Source organism: Kolteria novifilia, assembly GCA_007748055.1.
Lineage (GTDB): Bacteria > Planctomycetota > Planctomycetia > Kolteriales > Kolteriaceae > Kolteria > Kolteria novifilia.
In genome coordinates, this window is sequence record CP036279.1 from 7,401,517 (window position 1) to 7,420,875 (window position 19,359).

Genomic DNA, 19,359 nt, shown 5'->3' on the forward strand with positions numbered 1-19,359 from the left:
GGCCCTAATCCTAGTCGCCCAAAGGATTCGAGGAGAGAAGAGTGCCCGATTTTCGGCAGCAAGTCGCTGACTATTTCGCCAATCTTCAAGATGTCATCACCACCACACTCGGCGATCTCGACGGAACGCCCTTCCGCGAGGACGCTTGGAACTTCGAGCAGAAGGGAGGAGGGCGTTCCCGCGTCTTGGCGGAGGGAACCATCTTCGAGAAGGCGGGCGTCAACTTCTCCCAAGTCGGGGGCGAATTCACCGAGGAGTTCGCCAAGAGCATGCCCGGCGAGGGACGCGAGTTCTCCGCGTGTGGGATCTCGCTGGTGCTCCACCCACGCAACCCCTACGTGCCGACGGTTCACGCGAACTTCCGATTCATCACCAAGGGGGAGAACGCCTGGTTCGGCGGTGGAGCCGATCTGACGCCGTACTACCCCTTTCGCGAGGACTGCATCGCCTTCCATCAGGTCTGGCGCGATGTTTGCCAACGCCACGCCCCGGTGGCGGACTACCAACGCCTCAAGACCTGGTGTGACGAGTACTTCCACCTGCCCCACCGCAAGGAGGCCCGGGGCATCGGTGGGATCTTCTTCGACTACCTCAAGGACGACCCCGAGGCGGTCTTCGACTTCGTCAAGGACGCGGGCGATCACTTCCTCGAGGCGTATGTCCCGATCGTCAAGAAACGCAAGGACATGACCTACGGCGATCGCGAGCGGATGTTCCAGCAGCACCGTCGGGGCCGCTACGTTGAGTTCAACCTCGTCTACGATCGTGGCACGCTCTTCGGACTCAAGACGAGCGGACGGATTGAATCGATCTTGATGTCGCTCCCCCCGATCGTTCGCTGGACGTACGATTACCAAATCGAGCCGGGCAGCCGCGAAGCGGAACTGCTCGAGTACCTCGAGCCGCGCGACTGGGCCTCGCAAGAGGTCTAGTCCCATTTGGGTCGGCTTCCGAAGTGGCCTAGCGCACTGGCCCATCTAACTTTTCGGGTGCCACGGGCTACTTGTCAGCCCGTGCGCTCGCGAACAGCAGAGGAGTCCACCATGAAGGTTCTCGGCGTCGCCCTCTGGGGGATGCTGCTCTACGGTACCCTGCGCCTCGCGGACCTTCCAACGGCGACGTGGGATCACTCAATCTGCGGGCCGTGGGGCTGTGGACCACCCCTCTCGGCCCTGCTGGCGTGCCACGGGTTCTGGATCGTGCTGATGGCTCCCGTGGTAGTCTGGGCCATCCGCTCTTGGTCGCGACCCACCCTCTGGCGGGTGGGGACGGCATTGCTCGCGGGGGGCTCGCTTGGGCTCGCGGCGATTGCAGTGGACGATACAACCCATTGGCTGCCAGCGGTTTCCGTCGCTCAGCGGGCCTATCTCCCCCAGCGGTTCCTCTTTCGGGTCGCGACCCTCGTCGATGCGCCCCTCGTGGAACTGCTCCTTGCGGGAGCCCTCCTGCTCCTAGCGGCGCGAGGGCGTTCGCGACCATCCTCGCTCCAGGACGATCGTTCGCCGGACAATCACGTTGAACCTTTTCGGGATAACAACGTATAATCTCCTGCGTATTGGTTGGGTGCAGGAAGTTACGTCCGCGATTGATCGCGACCAGGGAGAGTTGGAATGAATTGGGGTAAGAACAAGGCACGTCGCTGGGTGGTCGGATCACTGGTGGTGGCAATGGTCGCCGCGACGGTGGGAGTCTTCGGCCAGCAACACGGCCCTCGGGAAAGTCGTGCCGCGGCGAAGGAACTCGACGTCCTCTGCACCTTCTTTCCGATCTATCTCTTTACCAAGGCGGTCGTCGGCGACGCTCCCAACGTCCATGTCGAACTCATGCTTCCCGCCGACATGGGATGTCCGCACGACTACGACCTGACCCCCACGGACATCAAGCGGATCGCTCGCTCCAAGGTCCTCGTCATGAACGGGGCGGGTCTTGAGGAATTCACCGCCCGTCAAGTCAATCGCGTCAATCCGAAGCTCGTCGTCGTCGATACCTCCAAGGGCATCGCCTCCAAGGATCTGCTCAAGTTCAAGGAGGAGGGCAAGGACAATGATCACGGCCATTCCCACTCGCACTCGCACGGCGTCGGCCATCATCACCATCACGCGGGAGGGGCCAACCCGCACTTCTTCTCGGATCCCTTGCTCGCCGCCCAGCAGGTTCGCTACATCGGTTCGGCGCTCGCGAAAGCCGATCCCTCCAACGCGAGCCTCTACCTCACCAACGCCGAGGCCTACGCGACCAAGCTCGATGAGCTGGCGGGACGCATGAAGAAGGTCTGTGGCGGTCTCGAGAACAAGCGGATCGTCGCGATGCACGAGATCTTCGACTACATGGCCCGCAACAACGGTCTCGAAATCGTCGCCAACGTTTTCGGGTCGCCCGGTCACGATCCCTCGGTCGGGCAGATGCGCAAGCTGATCCAAACGATTCGCAAGTCGGGTGCCGGTGGCGTCTTCACCGAGCCGCAGTACAGCACCCGCGTCGCCAAGGAGATCGCGAAGGAGGCCGGCGTGCCGGTCGCCTCGCTCGATCCTCTCGCCAGCGGTCCTCAGGACGCTGGTTCCGACTACTACCTCGAGAAGATGGACGAGAACATCACCACGCTCGAGAAGACGCTCGGGAACAAGTAGTTTCCGACTTCCGGTCTCCGCCCTTTTGTTCCCCTCTCCCCGTGGGAGAGTTTGCCTCTTGTTCCCCTCTCCCCGTGGGAGAGTTTGCCTCTTGTTCCCCTCTCCCCGTGGGAGAGTTTGCCTCTTGTTCCCCTCTCCCCGTGGGAGAGTTTGCCTCTTGTTCCCCTCTCCCCGTGGGAGAGTTTGCCTTTTGTTCCCCTCTCCCCGTGGGAGAGTTTGCCTTTTGTTCCCCTCTCCCCGTGGGAGAGTTTGCCTTTTGTTCCCCTCTCCCCGTGGGAGAGGGGTTAGGGGTGAGGGGGTTCTTCCTCTCTCCAAGCGGTCCGCGCGCCGAGCCTCTCGCCCCAACATTTCGTCGCCGGGTGTCACTGGCTGCTTGTCAGCCGGTGCCAACGAACACGCCTTGCCACCGCGGCCAAGCGGACGTCATCCCTACATCACGATCGGTTTGCCGAGCTTGCGGCGTACTGGAGTGATCTGGCCCACATGGTTGAGCTCGTGACTGCCCATTAGGTGAAACATCTCGCCGATGTTTGGGGCGAGCCGCTTCATCCGTTCGGGAGAAGGCTCGTCGAGTCTGGCCTCCTCAATCCGATCGAGCATGCCCAGGAACGTCTCCCGCTGCTTCTCGTAGAGCTCGAGGTACGCCTCCTTGGACAGAAACGCGTCGGGATCGTCGAGCGACGCGGTGTCGTCGCCATGCTGGTCGATGAAACCCGCCGGTAGCATCGGCATCGCCCCCTCCTCGATCATCTCGCCGACTTGATGCTCGGTGGCGATTAAGTGTCCAAGCTGCCACGCGAGGTGGTTGCAGCCGGGCACGGCACGCAGGAGGAGGTCCTCGTCGGACAAATCGCCGAGCAACATTTTCAGCATCATGTGGGCTCGGGACAGATCGGCGCGGAGAACATCTTTGGCATTCATCATTGGCTCCATCGTGGTGGCTTGCCGAGGTCCCCTGGGGGGACGATTCGGATGATGACGATTCTCGTGGTGGCGGGAGCTACTCTTTTTGGAGGAGTTCGAGCGACGCGCTCCAATTCCCCAAATAGGAGTCGCTGGAAAAACCCCACCCTAGGATGGTATGATTTGAGGGCTCGCGTCTTGAAGAGGGCTTCTCAGTATGCCTTGGCCCACCGTATCCTACGAAGGCTCACGCGAGACGCTCGCTGGTCGGCATCCAGTCCCCGGAGTTCGGTTGAATGAAGTCCATTGCCGCTCGATCCTTTCCGCTCTTGCTCGTCGTCCTCTTTTCCGCTCCCCTCGTCGGCAACGCCGAGGACCTGCGGCGGACGCCGGTTGTCCGAGCGATTGACAAGACCAAAGCCGCGATCGTCAACATCCGCACCCTTCGGACCATCCCCGCTCGCTTCGACAGCGCGGATGCCGGTGGCCGGGTGCGAGGCCTCGGCACCGGGGTGCTCATCGACCCGCGTGGCTTCCTGGTGACGAACTTCCACGTCGTCGAGGAAGTCGACACGATTACTGTCACCACGTCCGACAAACAAGAGTACAAGGCTCACGTTGTCGCGGACGACAGTCGCGCCGACTTGGCGCTGCTCAAGGTCGATTCGGGCCGAAGCTTTCCCTACCTGCCCCTCTGGGGTGTCGACCAGCCGATCGTCGGCGAGACCGTCATCGCCATCGGCAACCCCTACGGACTCGACACCAGCGTGACGACGGGCATCGTCAGCGCCGTCGACCGCGAGCTCCGCTTGCCCAACGGCGAACTCTTCGAGGAACTGCTTCAAACCGACGCGAGCATCAATCCGGGCAACTCCGGCGGCCCGCTGATCAACATCAACGGCGACTTGCTGGGCATCAACGTCGCGATTCGCTCGAACGCTCAAGGGATCGGCTTCGCGATTCCGACCGACGAAGTGCGACGCATTGTCCAGAATCTGATGAACTCGACGTCCTCCTCGGTCACGAACCATGGCTTGGTCATTGAGGAGCGTCGCAACAACGGCAGCGATCGCGAGTCGAACTCCATCGTGCAGGTCCGCCATGTCGAGCCCGACAGCCCCGCGGCCAAGCTCGGTTTTCGCGAGGGCGATCAGTTGCTCACCGTCGACGGGCAACGCGTCAGCCTCAGCTTTGACGTCAATCGGATCTTCTGGAACCGCAAGTATGGCGAGAAGCTCGTCTTCAGCATTCGTCGCGGCGACACCAACCCGAAACAGATCTGGCTCACGATCACGCCTCCCAAGGGACTCAGCGACGACGAGGTTCTTTGGAGGATCTTCGGGATCAGCACGCGGAGTGTCCCGGCCTCGCGCGTCGAGGGGGTTCACGATGACCTCAACGGTGGCTTGCTCTTGCTCGACGTCGCGTCCGGTTCGGCCGCCTCGCGTTCAGGCTTCCAGCCAGGCGATATCCTCATCGGTCTTCACGACTGGGAGATGATCGAGCCGGAGAACGTTCGCTACGTGATGCAGTGGGATGAGCTTACTTCTCACCAACCGGTCAAATACCACGTCATCCGTGACGGCAAGATCGTCAGCGGTTCGATGCGTGTTCCCGCCTTCGCCCCCGACGACGAAGGCTAACAACCCGTTGAGCTATTCGCTCCCGGGTGGCCTCGGTTGCTTGCCAACCGAGCTGGCGAAGCCACAAGAGGCCGGGTGGCCTCGGTTGCTTGTCAACCGAGGTGGCGCAGCCACAAGAGACTCCGGAAGACGTCATCCATCGACAGCCGACGGCGTTCCGAATTCCGGGACTCGTGTTCGCGGTTCGAACCCAGATTGGCGAGCAATCTGGGCCACCCGCCACAAGAGACCGGGTGGCCTCGGTTGCTTGCCAACCGAGGTGGCGCAGCCACAAGAGACTCCGAAAGACACCATCAATCGACAGCCGACGACGTTCCAAACTCCGGGACTCGTGTTCGCTGAGCGAACCCAGATTGGCGAGCAATCTGGGCCACCCGCCACAAAAGACCGGGTGGCCTCGGTTGCTTGCCAACCGAGGTGGCGCAGCCACAAGAGACTCCGAAAGACACCATCAATCGACAGCCGACGACGTTCCGAACTCCGGGACTCGTGTTCGCTGAGCGAACCCAGATTGACAAGCAATCTGGGCCACCCGCCACAAGAGACCGGGTGGCCTCGGTTGCTTGCCAACCGAGGTGGCGCAGCCACAAGAGACTCCGAAAGACACCATCAATCGACAGCCGACGACGTTCCAAACTCCGGGACTCGTGTTCGCTGAGCGAACCCAGATTGACAAGCAATCTGGGCCACCCGCCACAAGAGACCGGGTGGCCTCGGTTGCTTGCCAACCGAGGTGGCGCAGCCACAAGAGACTCCGAAAGACACCACCAATCGACAGCCGACGACGTTCCGAACTCCGGGACTCGTGTTCGCCGAGCGAACCCAGATTGGCGAGCAATCTGGGCCACCCGCCACAAGAGACCGGGTGGCCTCGGTTGCTTGCCAACCGAGGTGGCGCAGCCACAAGAGACTCCGGAAGACACCATCCATCGACAGCCGACGGCGTTCGTCTCTACGAAGACCGAAGAGCCCCCTAAATCCCCCCAGACAAGAAGTTCTCCCTTCCCCGATTCAACGTCAACTCGACTTGTCGAGACGGCGCCCTATCCGGTAGCGTGGGCGGCACGCTTCACGAAGGGGGCTCTCATGGATCAGCTCAGCAACGAGCAACTTTCCATCATGTTCCTTAGCCTGGGCACGCTCTTGATCGTGGCCCGGATTCTGGGCGAAGCTTCCCTCTGGATCGGCCAACCGGCCGTCCTCGGCGAGATGCTCGCGGGCGTGGTGTTGGGACCGACGATCCTGGGAACCGTCGCCCCAGGGATCTTCGACGAGCTCTTTCCCGCCAAGGGGGCCAACGCCCTCGTTCTCTCCGGACTCACCAACGTCTACATCGCCCTCTTTCTGCTCGTGACCGGGCTGGAGATGGACCTCAAGACGGTCTTCGCCCAGGGCAGGGCGGTTCTGCTCGTGGGCGCGTTGAGCATCATCTTCCCCTTCGCGATCGGGTTCGGGGTCGCTTGGACCCTGCCGACGATGATCGGGTTCGAGCCGAAGGCGAACCTGCTCAACTTCGCCCTATTCGTCGCCACGGCGCTGTCGATCTCCTCGCTGCCGATCCTGTCGAAGACGCTGATGGACCTGAACCTCTACCGCACCAACTTCGGGGCGATCTGCATCGCGGCGGCGGTTCTCAACGACCTCATCGGCTGGCTCCTCTTCGCGGCGATCCTGGCGATGATTCAAGGGCAGGGAACTGGTGGCGGCGTCGCGACGACGATCCTGATGACCATCGGGTTCGCGCTCGGGATGCTGACGATCGGCCGCTGGCTCTGCCACCGGATCTTGCCATGGCTTCAAGCGTACACGCATTGGCCCGGCGGGCTCTTGGCCGCCCTCGTCGCCCTGGCGTTCTTCTGCGCGGCCCTGACCGAGTGGATCGGAGTGCACGCGATTTTCGGAGCCTTCCTGGTCGGTGTCGCGGTGGGAGACTCGCCCCACTTCAACCGCCGGACCCGCTGGATGCTCGATCAGTTCATTTCGTTCATCTTCGCGCCGGTCTTCTTTGCGACGATCGGGCTGCGGGTCAACTTCGCCGAGAACTTCCATCTCCCGTTGGTGGTCGTCTTCTTCACGATCGCGTGTGTCGGCAAGATCGCCGGAGCTCTCCTCGGGGCGAAGCTCTCGGGGCTTGAGAACCGCGAGTCGTGGGCGGTCGCGTTCGGGCTCAACTCGCGCGGGTCGATGGAGATCATCCTCGGCTTCCTCGCGCTGCGCAACGGCTTGATCGGCGAACAACTCTTCGTCGCGTTGGTCATCACCGCGATGGGGACCTCCATCATGTGCGGGCCGTTGGTCAAAGCGCTGCTCAGCACGGACAAGTCGCTGTCACTGGCCTCCTGCATCACGGCTCATGGATTTGTCAACCCGCTCGAGGCGAACGATAGGAAGGGGGCGATCGAGGAGTTGGCCGCTCTGGTGAGTGCCGACGTCGGGATCGAGGCAAGTGTCATCGCCGAGTCGGTCTGGCGCCGCGAGCGGCAGATGGCCAGCGGCACGCAGAACTGCATCGCGCTGCCGACCGCCGGGATCGAAGGTCTGCCAAGTCCCGCGATCGCCGTCGGGATGTCGCCGACGGGAGTCGACTTCCAATCGTTCGACGGCCGGCCCGCTCAGCTCGTCGCGCTGATCCTCGTGCCCCCGAAGCACGAGGCGGACCAGCGCCGACTTGGTGGCGAGATCGCGCAGCTCTTCAAGCAATGGAAGGTCCGGCAGACGGCACTACACGCTCCCACACGCACCGAGTTTCTCGCGATCCTGAAGACCGAGGACGCGATGAAGGAGCCGTTGGGGGCCGCTTGACGGCCGCTTTCTGCCGGGAGCTTTCCCAGCATCCGCGTCCATCGTGTATGATTGGAAAGGTGGTGATTCGCGAGATCTTCTCACGGAGCAACGAGGAGCGAGACCGATGCTCGACGAAGCGGCCTTCGTGCTGATGGCGGAGACGGGAGAGAAACGTCAGCAAATCCAGAAGACGTTGGAAGAGTTGCAGCGTCTGAAGGAGTCGAACCCCGAGCAGGCCGCCGAGGAGATGCGCGGCGCGGATGTCTCTAAGGCGACCGCCACGGAGAGTTCTCGCGAGATCGCCGGCCAGCTTTCCGACGAGGATCTCGCCGACATTTGTGCCGCCGGGTTCCTCGCCCAGGGCCTCATCGCCGACGAAGCCAAGGGTCGCCAGGAGAAAGCGTCTCGGCAGGAAGAGGACGAGTCGACTGGGTCTCGCCACGAGGAAGGTGGAAGCTGACCGCGAGTAGGGCGGGTCTTGATCCACCATCGAGGTTTGGGCGTTCGCTCAAGCGAAGTTCATGAGCCGAAGAGCCGCCCCCCCTCTTTCCCCCCTTGGACAAGGGGAAGATAGAGGGAGGCTTCACTTTTTCACAGGGGCTTCCCTTCTTCCTCCCCATCGCGCCGAGTGGCCTCGGTTGCTTGCCAACCGAGGTGGCGCAGCCAGAAAAGGCCGGGTGGCCTCGGTTGCTTGCCAACCGAGGTGGCGCAGCCACAAGAGACTCCGAAAGACACCATCAATCGACAGCCGACGGCGTTCCGAACTCCGGGACTCGTGTTCGCGGTGCGAACCCAGATTGACGAGCAATCTGGGCCACCCGCCAGAAAAGGCCGGGTGGCCTCGGTTGCTTGTCAACCGAGGTGGCGCAGCCACAAGAGACTCCGAAAGACACCATCAATCGACAGCCGACGACGTTCCAAACTCCGGGACTCGTGTTCGCGGTGCGAACCCAGATTGGCGAGCAATCTGGGCCACCCGCCACAAGAGGCCGGGTGGCCTCGGTTGCTTGTCAACCGAGGTGGCGCAGCCACAAGAGACTCCGAAAGACACCATCCATCGACAGCCGACGACGTTCCAAACTCCGGGACTCGTGTTCGCGGTGCGAACCCAGATTGGCGAGCAATCTGGGCCACCCGCCAGAATAGGCCGGGTGGCCTCGGTTGCTTGCCAACCGAGGTGGCGAAGCCACAAGAGACTCCGGAAGACACCATCAATCGACAGCCGACGACGTTCCGAACTCCGGGACTCGTGTTCGCGGTGCGAACCCAGATTGACGAGCAATCTGGGCCACCCGCCAGAAAAGGCCGGGTGGCCTCGGTTGCTTGTCAACCGAGGTGGCGAAGCCACAAGAGACTCCGGAAGACGTCATCCATCGACAGCCGACGACGTTCCAAACTCCGGGACTCGTGTTCGCGGTGCGAACCCAGATTGACGAGCAATCTGGGCCACCCGCGGCGCAGCCACAAAAGGCCGGGTAGCCTCGGTTGCTTGTCAACCGAGGTGGCGAAGCCACAAGAGACTCCGGAAGACACCATCAATCGACAGCCGACGACGTTCCGAACTCCGGGACTCGTGTTCGCGGTGCGAACCCAGATTGGCGAGCAATCTGGGCCACCCGCCACAAAAGACCGGGTGGCCTCGGTTGCTTGTCAACCGAGGTGGCGAAGCCACAAGAGACTCCGGAAGACGTCATCCATCGACAGCCGACGTCGTTCCAAACTCCGGGACTCGTGTTCGCGGTGCGAACCCAGATTGACGAGCAATCTGGGCCACCCTCGGGCATAAGACATGCTTCAGTCAGCGTGGTCATGACCCCACCACCATAGTTCGGCGCTACAGCCCGACGATATTGTACCCACAATCGACGTGGATCGTCTCGCCGGTGACGCCGTTGGACATGTCGCTGAGCAGGTAGATGCCGGTCGACCCGAGTTCCTTGGGATCGACGTTTCGCTTCAAGCAACTCTTCTGCGCCTGGTGCTCGCGCATCTCGTCGAAGTCGGAGATCCCGGCGGAGCTTAGCGTCCGCATCGGGCCGGCGCTCAGAGCGTTGACGCGAACGTTCTTCTCGCCCAAGTCCCACGCGAGGTAACGGACGGTGTGTTCGAGCGCCGCCTTGCAGACGCCCATGACGTTGTAGCCCGGCATGACCTTCTCGCCTCCGAAGTAGGTGAGCGTGACGATCGACCCACCGTCGGGCATGAGCGGAAGGGCCGCGCGGGTCGTCGCCAGGAGGCTGTAGGCGCTGATATCCATCGCCATGTGCCAGCCCTCGCGGCTGATCATGTAGTAAGGGTTCTGGAGTTCCTTGGTCGGGGCGTAGGCGATCGAGTGGATGACGAAGTCGATCTTGCCGTAGATCTCCTTGGCCTTGTCGAAGAAGGCGTCGATTTCCTCATCCTTCTGCACGTCCAAGGGCATGATGAGTTTGGCGTTGTGCGGTTCGGCCAACTGGCGGACGCGCCGCTCGCTGCGCTCGCCGGGGAGATGACTGAAGCCGAGTTCCGCGCCTTCCGCGACCAGGGCCTCGCTCATCGCCCACGCGATACTCCGATCGTTGGCGACGCCCAGGACGAGACCTGTCTTGCCACTGAAAATACCCATTTCCTCTCCATCCCTTTCCGGACGGTCCTCTTTCCCCGCTGGGAAAGGGCCTGTTCCCTCACGGCCTTCTTTGGCTTGATCTCCAAAGGATATCTGGATCAGTCGGAAGCGACAACCATCAGCGACGCTCTGTCGGGGATCGAAGTCGCTCGGGAGTAGCCGTTGACAATGAATCGCGGGGACGGAGGATGGAGTTCCCGACGACCCCGGCAGGAGCCCGTCGGGACGTCGTTCGTGGTTGCTGGAACGGCGCGTCGGTGCGAGAAATGGGCCCGTTTTTGTTGGATTTGGTCATGAATGCGGTCGTTTTCGATCAAATCGGCAAGACTTTCGACGGAAAACGGGCCGTTTTGGATCAGTTCTCGCTCGAAATCGCCCCCGGCGAGCACCTCGTCATCGTCGGACCGTCCGGCTCCGGCAAGTCGACCCTCCTCCGGCTCCTCGCCGGGTTGGAACAGCCGACCAGTGGCCGACTGCTCCTTCGTGGAAGGGACGCTGCCGGGATCCCCCCCCGCGAACGGGAGCTCGCGATGATGTTCGAGGAGCCGGCTCTCCTTCCGGGAACCTCGGTCCGCCACAATCTTCGGCTCGGGGCCAGTCTCCATGCCGGCATCAACTCGGCTCGGCTCTTCTGGGACCGCTGGAGCAACTCGAGCCAGGATCTCCGTGCGGAAAACGCGGTGATTGAACGCTCCGTCGCGGAGGCCGCCGAAACCCTTGGCTTGGAGCACCTGCTCGACCGACGAGTCGATGAACTCTCCGCGGGAGAACGTCAGCGAACCGCCCTGGGTCGCGCGATCGTCCGGGGGGCGGACTTGTTGCTTCTCGACGAGCCGACCGGGAAGCTCGATCCCCCGCGCCGGGCGGAGTTGCGCGACTATCTACGACGATTGATTGCGGACCGAGGGATGACCCTGGTTCATGTCACTCATGACCATGCCGAAGCGATGGCGCTCGCGACGCGGCTGGCGGTGGTGGATGAGGGGCGACTCCTGCAAGTCGGGCCTCCCGAGGAGGTCTACGACAGCCCGTCCGCTCGCTTCGTGGCGGAATTTATTGGCGATCCACCGATGAGGTTCTTTCTTGGGCGACTGGAACGCCTGGAGAACCGGTGGAATCTGACCAGCGACGACGGAATTTTTTCACTTCAGTGGGATTGCACTGGCGACGTTCTCGGTCACTTGCCGTTAGAAGTTACGGTGGGAGTACGCCCCGAGCAGGTCCACCTTCGTACCACCGATGGAGACGTCGGCGGTCACGTCGTGCGTCGCCGCTCGCGTGGGTCGGATCTCTTGCTGGAGATCGCCGCGGGGAGCCAGCGTCTCTCGGCGATCGAGCCGCGGCACTGTCCCATTCATGTCGGGGACCATGTCGAGTTGCGCCTTGGCGCCTGGTCGGTCTTCGAGACAACGTCGGGCCGAGCCCTTTTGCATCATCGGCGTCAATTCGCCTCCATGAGCGGAAGTGCGTCTTTCAGCTAGCCGAAGGGTTCTCTACGATAATAGGTACCCCCTTGCGAAGAGAGTCTCCGTCAGGCTCCCTCGTTCGCCGAGTCGTTCGAGCCCGACTCTCGTCCGGGCGGCCCCGTCACCGCGGGGCCGGGAACCCCGCCAGGGGCCTTGTTGCCGTGACCCGCGAAGGTGACATTTCGTGGAGGGGCAGCGCCGACGGCGCGGACCTTGGCGGAGGAGCAGGTCGAGAATGTCGAGTCTGATCGACTGCCATGGCGCCACTGACATTGGCCGCGTCCGCGACACCAACCAGGATCGGCTGCTCATCGCCGACGTCGCCCAATCCTACTTCGATGGAAAGTCGCACTCCCCAATTCCGGCCTCGAGTGATCCTTCTCCCGCGAAGCTCCTCGTCATCGCCGACGGCGTCGGTGGAGTCAAGGGCGGGGAGACCGCCAGCCAGATCGCTGTCCAAACCATCGGCCAATGCGTCCACAATCTCGCCACGCGCCATCGACGGATCGACGCGTCCAACGAGTCCTCGTTCGTCGACGACTTGCGCCATTGCCTAACGCACTGCCAAGCGTCGATGGACGATTGCGTCGCGCCCGATGCGGAGGATCGCGGGATGGGCACGACGATCACGATGGCGTACCTGTTGTGGCCGAAGCTCTTCGTCGTCCACGCTGGCGACAGTCGCTGCTATTTGATGCGCAATGCGGTCCTCCGGCGCCTGACGCGGGATCACAACTTGGCCGAGAAGCTTATTGAGGAAGGGGAGCTCGATCTCGAGGAGGCCGAGAGTTCCCATCTCGACATGGTCCTCTGGAATGTCGTTGGCCCCGATCGGGAGGTCAAACCCGACGTCGAGACCGAAGAGCTCTTCCTCGGGGATACGCTACTGTTGTGTAGCGATGGGCTGACCAAGCACGTGACCGACGCGTCGATCGCCGAGATCCTTCGTCGGCAAGGGTCCGCCGAAACGATCTGCAAGACGCTGATCGCGGAGGCCAATCGGCGCGGGGGAACGGACAACGTGACCGTCATCGCCGCCCGCTGCAAGCGGGACTGGCAGCCAATGCATCCGTCCATTGAGGACTTGATCGAGGATGACGAACCGGGCTCGTCGGCCGTCAGTGATACCGACACGATCATCATCAATGCGAAGGACCTGGGGCCACGTCGGCGCCGGTAGCCGAGATCTCGGTCCGAGGTTGTTCCTGGAGGATGGGCGTTTCGCGGCATGATCGCGCGAGCATGAGTCGCTTCGCATGCCCACGTAAACGTGAGTCACGCGGCGTTAGAACTGCTTGTGCGTTTCCCAGCCCTGCCAAATAATGAGGCCCGCCGCGACCAGGACGATGATGTCGGTCATCAGGCTGTAGCGACCGAAGGGAAGGCCGAGAACGAGGTCAAGAATGAAGATGACGGCGAGGATCGCCGCGATAATCAGCGTGACCAGATTGAGAACTTTGGACAACTTCATCGCGTGCAAAATCCGGCTCCGTCACCATCCCTGGGCATGCAGACCATGGCCTTGTTCCGTCCAGACCCGATCGCGTTCGATGTGCCGCGGCACCCTTCGCGGTGACTACCTCGAAGAAGGGTTACGCTAGCAGCCGCATCGCCGCGCGGCTACTCTCTTTGCCGTTGTAGCTCACCTTGGCCTTCGCCGCAAGCAATGCTCGCCGCTCCCCGGCCCCGCTTTTCGACTTTCCCGTGCCCGAATCGTCAGAATCGGCGCAGCGACGAGACTCTCGGAGCAATTCGGGTCAGTCGGAAGCCTTCTCCGGCGTCCCCTCGATCACTTCGTGCACGACCTGGTCGGCGACGACACCCTCCGCGTGGGCTTCGAAGTTGAGCAATAGCCGATGCTGAAGCGCCGCGACCGCTCCGGCGCGGACGTCGTCGTAGCTGACGTTGATCCGCCCCTCAACCAGGGCGCGGACCTTCGCGGCCAGCACGAGCGTCTGCGCCCCGCGCGGACTGCTCCCCAACCGCACGAAACGGCCGACGGTCACCGGAGCGAACTCGCTCGACGGATGAGTCGCCAGCACGAGACGCACCGCGTAGTCGGTCACGTGCGGGGCAATCAGCACCTCCCGGACGAGTTGCTGGAAGCGAGCGATCTCCCGGCCGTCGACCACCGAGTTGATTTCCGGCTTCTTCTCCGTGGTCGTCCTCTCCAAAATCCCGGCAATCTCCTCTCGCTTGGGCGATTCGACCAGCAGCTTGAAGAAGAAGCGGTCGAGTTGAGCCTCGGGGAGCGGATATGTCCCCTCCTGCTCCACCGGGTTTTGCGTTCCCATGACGAAGAAGGGCTCGTCCAAGCGATGGATCGTCCCTCCGACGGTGACGGAGTGCTCCTGCATCGCCTCAAGCAGGGCCGACTGTGTCTTCGGGGTGGCCCGGTTGATCTCGTCGGCCAAGACGATCTGGGCAAAGACCGGGCCGGGTTGGAAGACGAGCTTGCGATCGCCCGAGTCGCCGGTGGCCAGGACGTTGGTCCCGATGATGTCCGCCGGCATCAAGTCGGGCGTGAACTGAATGCGTTTGAACGGAAGATCGAGGACTTCGGAGAGGGTACGGACGAGATAGGTCTTGCCCAGGCCCGGCACGCCCTCGAGCAAGGCGTGGCCCCCCGCGAAGACACAGGTCAGGACGCCGTCGATGATCTCTCGCTGGCCGACGATCGCCTTGCCGATCTCCTCGCGCAGCCGGGTGTGCAGTTGGCGGAACTCTTCGGCTTCCTGCTCGAACGATGGCGTATTCAACGTCGGTGCCCTTCTCGCTGTGGTTCCCGCCGGTGGCCCCGGCCTTCACCAAGGATACCAATCGGCGGTCGTCGTCGCATGGGCGATTCTCCCCGGGACACGCGTTGATGACTTGAGCCAATTCTCGTCGCGGGCGTTGGGTTGAGTCGATACTGGGCACGCTTGTAGGGACTGGCGCGATCGTGGCGCGCTGGGAAGGCGGTCGTTCGCATCGGATGTCCGCCGATTCGACGCGGACGGACGCTCGTCAGTCATAATGCGCAGGAGAGTAGTTCGTCGTCGCAGGGAACGCACGTCGGCCCATTCGATCTGATTTGACCAGACTCGACCAACGATTGCCGAGGAGTTCCGCCATGAGACGCTCGTTCGTCACCGCCTGCGCACTGCTGGTTTTGATGATCACACTGCCCGAAGTCGCCCAAGCGGGCAAGTGGAAGCACCGTCACCGTCGCAACAAGTTCCCGATCCGCGGCGAGACCGTTTGGTACAGCGAGCCGCCCGTGCCCGGCTACATGCTCCCGCGGCACTACCAGGAGTTCGGAACCCAGAATCCGAGCTACATGTTCGACTTCCGTGGCGTCTATCCCAACTATCCGTTGATCAATCTCTCGATCGACACCAATCCCGCCGCCCGGCTCAACTTCCCGAACTGACGGACGTCGCTACCAACGCCTTCGTTGTCCGGTTGCTCATTTGGCCCGAGTGCCGTTGCTCCCCCCTGGCTCCCATCGACGGCATCCGTTCTCCCAACATCTATTCGCTGCCGGCTACGAACGGCCCTCTTGGCCAATCTCGGCGTTGGAGAAACTCGACGGACCGGCGGATTCGCCTGCGTTTCTTCTCCTTGATCTGGGCCAACATCGCTCGTTCTCGCCATGGCCCGCTTAAATCAACGGGCTGCTAGTCGGGGGTTCGTCGCCAGAGGTGGCAACCCCTGGAAATGATGCCGATCCATTCATGAAGCCCCAGAGGGGCGCAGGTAGTTCACAGGCTACCGTCGCCACCTTCGGGGCTCGAACCAAATCCTTCCCAAACCAGGGGTTGAAACCCCTAGCTAGCAACCGTCGTCGCTTCGCGGCTGAGGCAGTCCCGAACCTGTTGGCGGATCAGAGGCGATGCACGGGACGATCGTCAGTGATGCGAAAGGGGTTGATCGCTCGTCAATCTGGGTTCGCCTCGCGAACACGAGCCCCGGAGTTTGGAACGTCGTCGCCCGTCGATTGGTGGCGTTTTCTAGGGCCTCTTGTCCATTGGCGAGCAACCGAGGCGATCCGGCGTGATGGAGAAGAAGAAGGGAAGCCCCCCTCTATCTCCCCCTTGGACAAGGGGGAGCACAGGAGAGTACAGGAGAGTCTACAGCGAGAAGAACTCGCGGACGCGGGAGAGAAGGCCGTCTTCGGCGGTGGGGGCACTGTCGTCGATTCGGCGGAGATTCTCGTGGTGATCGCCGAGCTCTTGGCGACGCTCGGAAATCGTCTTGCAAATCTCCTCGACCAAACTCGGGAACGCGAGCAGGATCTGCCGGAAGGCGGCCTTGCAGACGACCAGCACGACGACGTTGCCGACCGCCCGCACCGTGGCGGTGCGCCGCGCTCCCGTCATCAACGACATCTCGCCGAAGTACGTCCCCGGTCCGAGTTGGGTGATCGTCAGGCTCTCTTTGTTCTCGATCCCGCTGCTGATGCGGACATCCCCCTGCTCGATCACGAAGAGCTCGTCCCCCTCGTCTCCCTGACGAATGATCGCCTCGCCATCGGAATAGAGTCTCGTCTCGGCCATCGACGCCAAACGATCGATCGCTTGATCGGAGAGCGAGACAAATAGCGGCAGCTCGCGCAGGACGGTGCGGCGTTCGGCCAGCGCCGCGGCTTGCATGCGCGACTCGGCGTCCTCGTTGTTGTGCTCGAGCCGGACTTCGCGCTGGGCGACGGGGAGCTCGACGCCGTGACGCTTGAGCGCGTACCAGATCCGGTCGCGTGCCGAGCCGTCGACTTTATCGCGCTTGTCGAACTCGGTCGTGAAGAACCGAACCCAGAACTCGACACCGCGATCGTTGAAGTCGTTGGTGACGACCGATGGCGCCGGGTAGGTCAGGACGCCGTAGGAGTCGGCGATCGCGTCGAGAATGATCTGCTGCACGCGCACCGGAGGGACGGCGTAGGGGACGGTGACGAAGATCGACCGCCGCGACCAGGGGTTGGGCTTGCTGAAGTTGCGGATGTGGCCTTGGCCGAGCGTGGCGTTGGGGACGACGACCTCGACTTGGTCGAGGGTGATCACGGTGGTGGCGCGCCAGTTGATCTCGATCACCTTGCCGATGTGGTAGGACTTGTCGTCGAACTGAATCCAGTCGTCGACCTCGAATGGCCGCTGGGCCTGGATCGCCAAACCGGCGAAGAGGTTGCCGATCGTGTCCCGCAGCGACAGTCCGATGACCGCGGTCAGCAGGGCCGAGCCGGTCGCCAGTTGGGCGGCGCGGATGCCGGCGTCGTTGAGGACCATCATCAGCGCGACGATGTAGATGAGCCATTGGATCATGTCGAGCAAGATCTTCGGCATCGCCGTTAGGAAATTGCTTAGGAGCAATTCGACGATGATGACCATCACGCAGCGGCCGATCGCCGAGAGAAGCAGGAAGAGCGATCCCAGGACGAGCGTCGTGTAGAGCGACGTCGAGGCCGGAACCGCCGAGGCGATCAGCGACAACGCGATCGACATGACACAGAAGCAGAAGGGGCCCGAGGCGAGCCGGCGCCGCTTCTCGCCTCCGAACACGATGATGAAGACGATCAGAACGAAGGCGATCGCCTCGCCGATGCCTCCGTAGGGGAACGCTTCGCGAAGATGGTCCCAATAGTCCTGGCCACCGACGGCCGCGAAGAGAGGGTGTGTCGCGTGGGCCAACCCAGCGTCCATGGTGATCCTATCCCGTGAGTCAATACTTTCGGTGCCCAAGGCGACGGGACGACTCCGCGTCGGCGCGGGCACGCGATCGTCAATCGAAGTGACAGCGTACGGTGTCCGGGGAGGTGTTGCCAGTCTTCTCCCCAGGAGGGGTGCGCGATCCCGACTTTGTTTACAATGAGTCCGCTGCGGGGAAGTCGCGGGACCGTCGGTCCGCCGGATTGGGGCCCGTGGCGATCTGTCGAGTGCAGGGAGTGCTGCCGTGTCGATTCGCGTGGGCGTTTCGAGTGTCGCTTCGGTCGTCGGGCTCTTGGTGGGACTTGGTGGCGCGGTGGCGCTGGAGGCGTCCCCACCCGTCGACGAGACGAAACAGCGTGTCGAGAATCTCGTCAAGGAGCTCGACGCACCCAAGCGGTCCGATCGGGAGAAGGCGGGCGAAGCGCTCCGCTCGCTGGGCGCCGACGCGATCGAGTACTTGCCGGCGCTCGATGACCGTGGGCTCTCGGCCGAGCAGCACAATCGCTTGAAGCGTCTCCTGCCCGCGCTTTGGGATGCGAAACGGCAGCGCGACGTCGAAGGCTCACGGATCGGCCCCTTCGCGAAGAAACTCGCGGTCGAGGAGCTTCTCTTGGAGATCGAGGAGGCGACCGGCAACCGCATGGTCGACATGCGTCTGGAACTGAACCAGCCGATCAGCGACGCCCTTGTCAGTCTGCCGAAGGAAACGACCTTTTGGCAGGCGCTCGATCAGATGAACGAACAAGCCGGCACGTCCTACTTTCTCTATCCACAGGGCCGCGCGCTCGGGATTAGCGGCAACCCGGGTGTCCAGCCGCCGGTCGACTACGCGGGGGCGCTGCGTTTGGCGGTCTCCCAGATCGTATTGCGCAACGTCTTTCAGCCGCGACCTGACACTTCGTGTCGCGTCGACTTGCAGGTCTTGGTCGAACCGCGTCTGAAGCCGTTGGCGATCACGGTGCCCTTCGAGAAGTTCGCGGCAATTCTGGACAAGGGAGAACCGCTCGCGTTCGCCCGCGACGAGGAACTGACGATCGAGGTCGACCCGACGAGCATCGTGACGGAGTTCACGCTTCGTCTGGAGCAGCCGCCACGGGAGGCGACGACGATCAAGTCGCTGCGTGGGGAGATCGGCTTGCTCTTACCCGCGGCCCAAAGCGTCTTCACGTTCGAGGATCTGGCCAAGGATGAGCGGCAGACGAAGAACACGACCGATCTTCGCGTCAACCTGGTCGACAGCTTCGAGGACGACGGCATCTACACGTTCGCGCTCGAGTTCGAGTGGTTGGACGATCGCCGGGCGATTCCGAGTCACCTACGGAGCCTGCTCGAACCGGAGGTCTATCTCGAACTCGGAGACGGGAGCCGTTTCGCCCAGAACGGTGGGCTCAGCACGCTGGTACTCGAGGATTCGCGTGTCGGGTTCGAGTACATCTTCGTCGATGTTCCCGCGAAGCGATCGGACGTGAAGCTGATCGCGACGGTTCCCACCGGTATCGGCACCGTCAGCGTGCCGATCGAGTTCAAGGATCTGCCGCTGCCGTAGGAGCCTTGCTTCTCTCGGACTGTTCGGGTGCCACTGGCTGCTCGCCAGCCCGTGCCGAAGAGTAGGGGATCGTTTGAACGCCATTGCGCGATGACAACGCCGTA

At 62.6% G+C, this 19,359-nt stretch carries 15 protein-coding genes; 10 read left to right on the top strand and 5 right to left on the bottom strand.

From position 1 onward, the window contains the following. Positions 1-41: 41 nt before the first annotated feature. The 3 genes from hemF (at position 42) to Pan216_RS27145 (ending at position 2,627) form a co-directional block, all read left to right on the top strand. Positions 42-932, top strand: a complete 891-nt coding sequence (hemF, locus tag Pan216_RS27135; protein ID WP_145263216.1) for an oxygen-dependent coproporphyrinogen oxidase — start codon at positions 42-44, stop codon at positions 930-932. A 111-nt stretch (positions 933-1,043) separates the two neighbouring features. Then, entirely contained in the window at positions 1,044-1,544 is a 501-nt protein-coding gene (locus Pan216_RS27140; RefSeq protein WP_145263218.1) for a hypothetical protein, read from the top strand. A 66-nt stretch (positions 1,545-1,610) separates the two neighbouring features. After that, positions 1,611-2,627: a metal ABC transporter substrate-binding protein gene (locus tag Pan216_RS27145; protein ID WP_145263220.1), complete on the top strand. Its 1,017-nt coding sequence runs from the start codon at positions 1,611-1,613 to the stop codon at positions 2,625-2,627. Between the two features lie 429 nt (positions 2,628-3,056). On the opposite strand, the gene Pan216_RS27150 is transcribed toward Pan216_RS27145, so the two are convergent. Further along, on the bottom strand, positions 3,057-3,551 hold the full coding sequence (locus Pan216_RS27150) for a DinB family protein (protein WP_419193062.1): 495 nt from the start codon (positions 3,549-3,551) through the stop codon (positions 3,057-3,059). 275 nt (positions 3,552-3,826) lie between these two features. Between Pan216_RS27150 and Pan216_RS27155 the strand changes: the two genes are divergently transcribed. The 3 genes from Pan216_RS27155 to Pan216_RS27165 all read left to right on the top strand — a co-directional run bounded on the left by Pan216_RS27155 (position 3,827) and on the right by Pan216_RS27165 (position 8,417). Next, positions 3,827-5,173, top strand: a complete 1,347-nt coding sequence (locus Pan216_RS27155; protein WP_145263224.1) for a S1C family serine protease — start codon at positions 3,827-3,829, stop codon at positions 5,171-5,173. Between the two features lie 1,086 nt (positions 5,174-6,259). After that, the gene (locus Pan216_RS27160; RefSeq protein ID WP_145263226.1) at positions 6,260-7,975 is read left to right on the top strand and encodes a cation:proton antiporter domain-containing protein; all 1,716 of its coding nucleotides are present in this window, start codon (positions 6,260-6,262) and stop codon (positions 7,973-7,975) included. Positions 7,976-8,081: 106 nt separating this feature from the next. Continuing rightward, positions 8,082-8,417 carry a hypothetical protein gene (locus Pan216_RS27165; protein ID WP_145263228.1) on the top strand — a complete coding sequence of 112 codons (336 nt, stop codon included), beginning with the start codon at positions 8,082-8,084 and terminating at the stop codon, positions 8,415-8,417. Positions 8,418-9,791: 1,374 nt separating this feature from the next. Here the strand turns inward: Pan216_RS27165 and Pan216_RS27170 are convergent. Further along, entirely contained in the window at positions 9,792-10,562 is a 771-nt protein-coding gene (locus Pan216_RS27170) for an enoyl-ACP reductase FabI (protein ID WP_145263230.1), read from the bottom strand. 293 nt (positions 10,563-10,855) lie between these two features. Here Pan216_RS27170 and Pan216_RS27175 point away from each other — a divergent pair, with 293 nt between their 5' ends. Together Pan216_RS27175 and Pan216_RS27180 are read left to right on the top strand one after the other, a co-directional pair. Next, on the top strand, positions 10,856-12,043 hold the full coding sequence (locus Pan216_RS27175; protein WP_419193063.1) for an ABC transporter ATP-binding protein: 1,188 nt from the start codon (positions 10,856-10,858) through the stop codon (positions 12,041-12,043). Positions 12,044-12,263: 220 nt separating this feature from the next. Continuing rightward, positions 12,264-13,208: a PP2C family protein-serine/threonine phosphatase gene (locus tag Pan216_RS27180; RefSeq protein ID WP_145263234.1), complete on the top strand. Its 945-nt coding sequence runs from the start codon at positions 12,264-12,266 to the stop codon at positions 13,206-13,208. Between the two features lie 105 nt (positions 13,209-13,313). On the opposite strand, the gene Pan216_RS27185 is transcribed toward Pan216_RS27180, so the two are convergent. Next, positions 13,314-13,499, bottom strand: a complete 186-nt coding sequence (locus Pan216_RS27185) for a hypothetical protein (protein WP_145263236.1) — start codon at positions 13,497-13,499, stop codon at positions 13,314-13,316. Positions 13,500-13,785: 286 nt separating this feature from the next. After that, a complete protein-coding gene (locus Pan216_RS27190) occupies positions 13,786-14,787 on the bottom strand; it encodes an AAA family ATPase (RefSeq protein WP_145263237.1) in 1,002 nt (333 codons plus the stop codon). A 353-nt stretch (positions 14,788-15,140) separates the two neighbouring features. On the opposite strand from Pan216_RS27190, the gene Pan216_RS27195 reads away from it, so the two are divergent. After that, complete coding sequence (locus tag Pan216_RS27195) at positions 15,141-15,440, top strand: hypothetical protein (RefSeq protein WP_145263239.1); 300 nt, start codon at positions 15,141-15,143, stop codon at positions 15,438-15,440. Positions 15,441-16,140: 700 nt separating this feature from the next. On the opposite strand, the gene Pan216_RS27200 is transcribed toward Pan216_RS27195, so the two are convergent. Beyond that, positions 16,141-17,703 (bottom strand): mechanosensitive ion channel family protein, encoded by a 1,563-nt coding sequence (locus tag Pan216_RS27200; RefSeq protein WP_419193064.1) that lies wholly within the window; start codon positions 17,701-17,703, stop codon positions 16,141-16,143. 250 nt (positions 17,704-17,953) lie between these two features. On the opposite strand from Pan216_RS27200, the gene Pan216_RS27205 reads away from it, so the two are divergent. Then, the gene (locus Pan216_RS27205; protein WP_419193065.1) at positions 17,954-19,255 is read left to right on the top strand and encodes a hypothetical protein; all 1,302 of its coding nucleotides are present in this window, start codon (positions 17,954-17,956) and stop codon (positions 19,253-19,255) included. Positions 19,256-19,359: the final 104 nt, after the last annotated feature.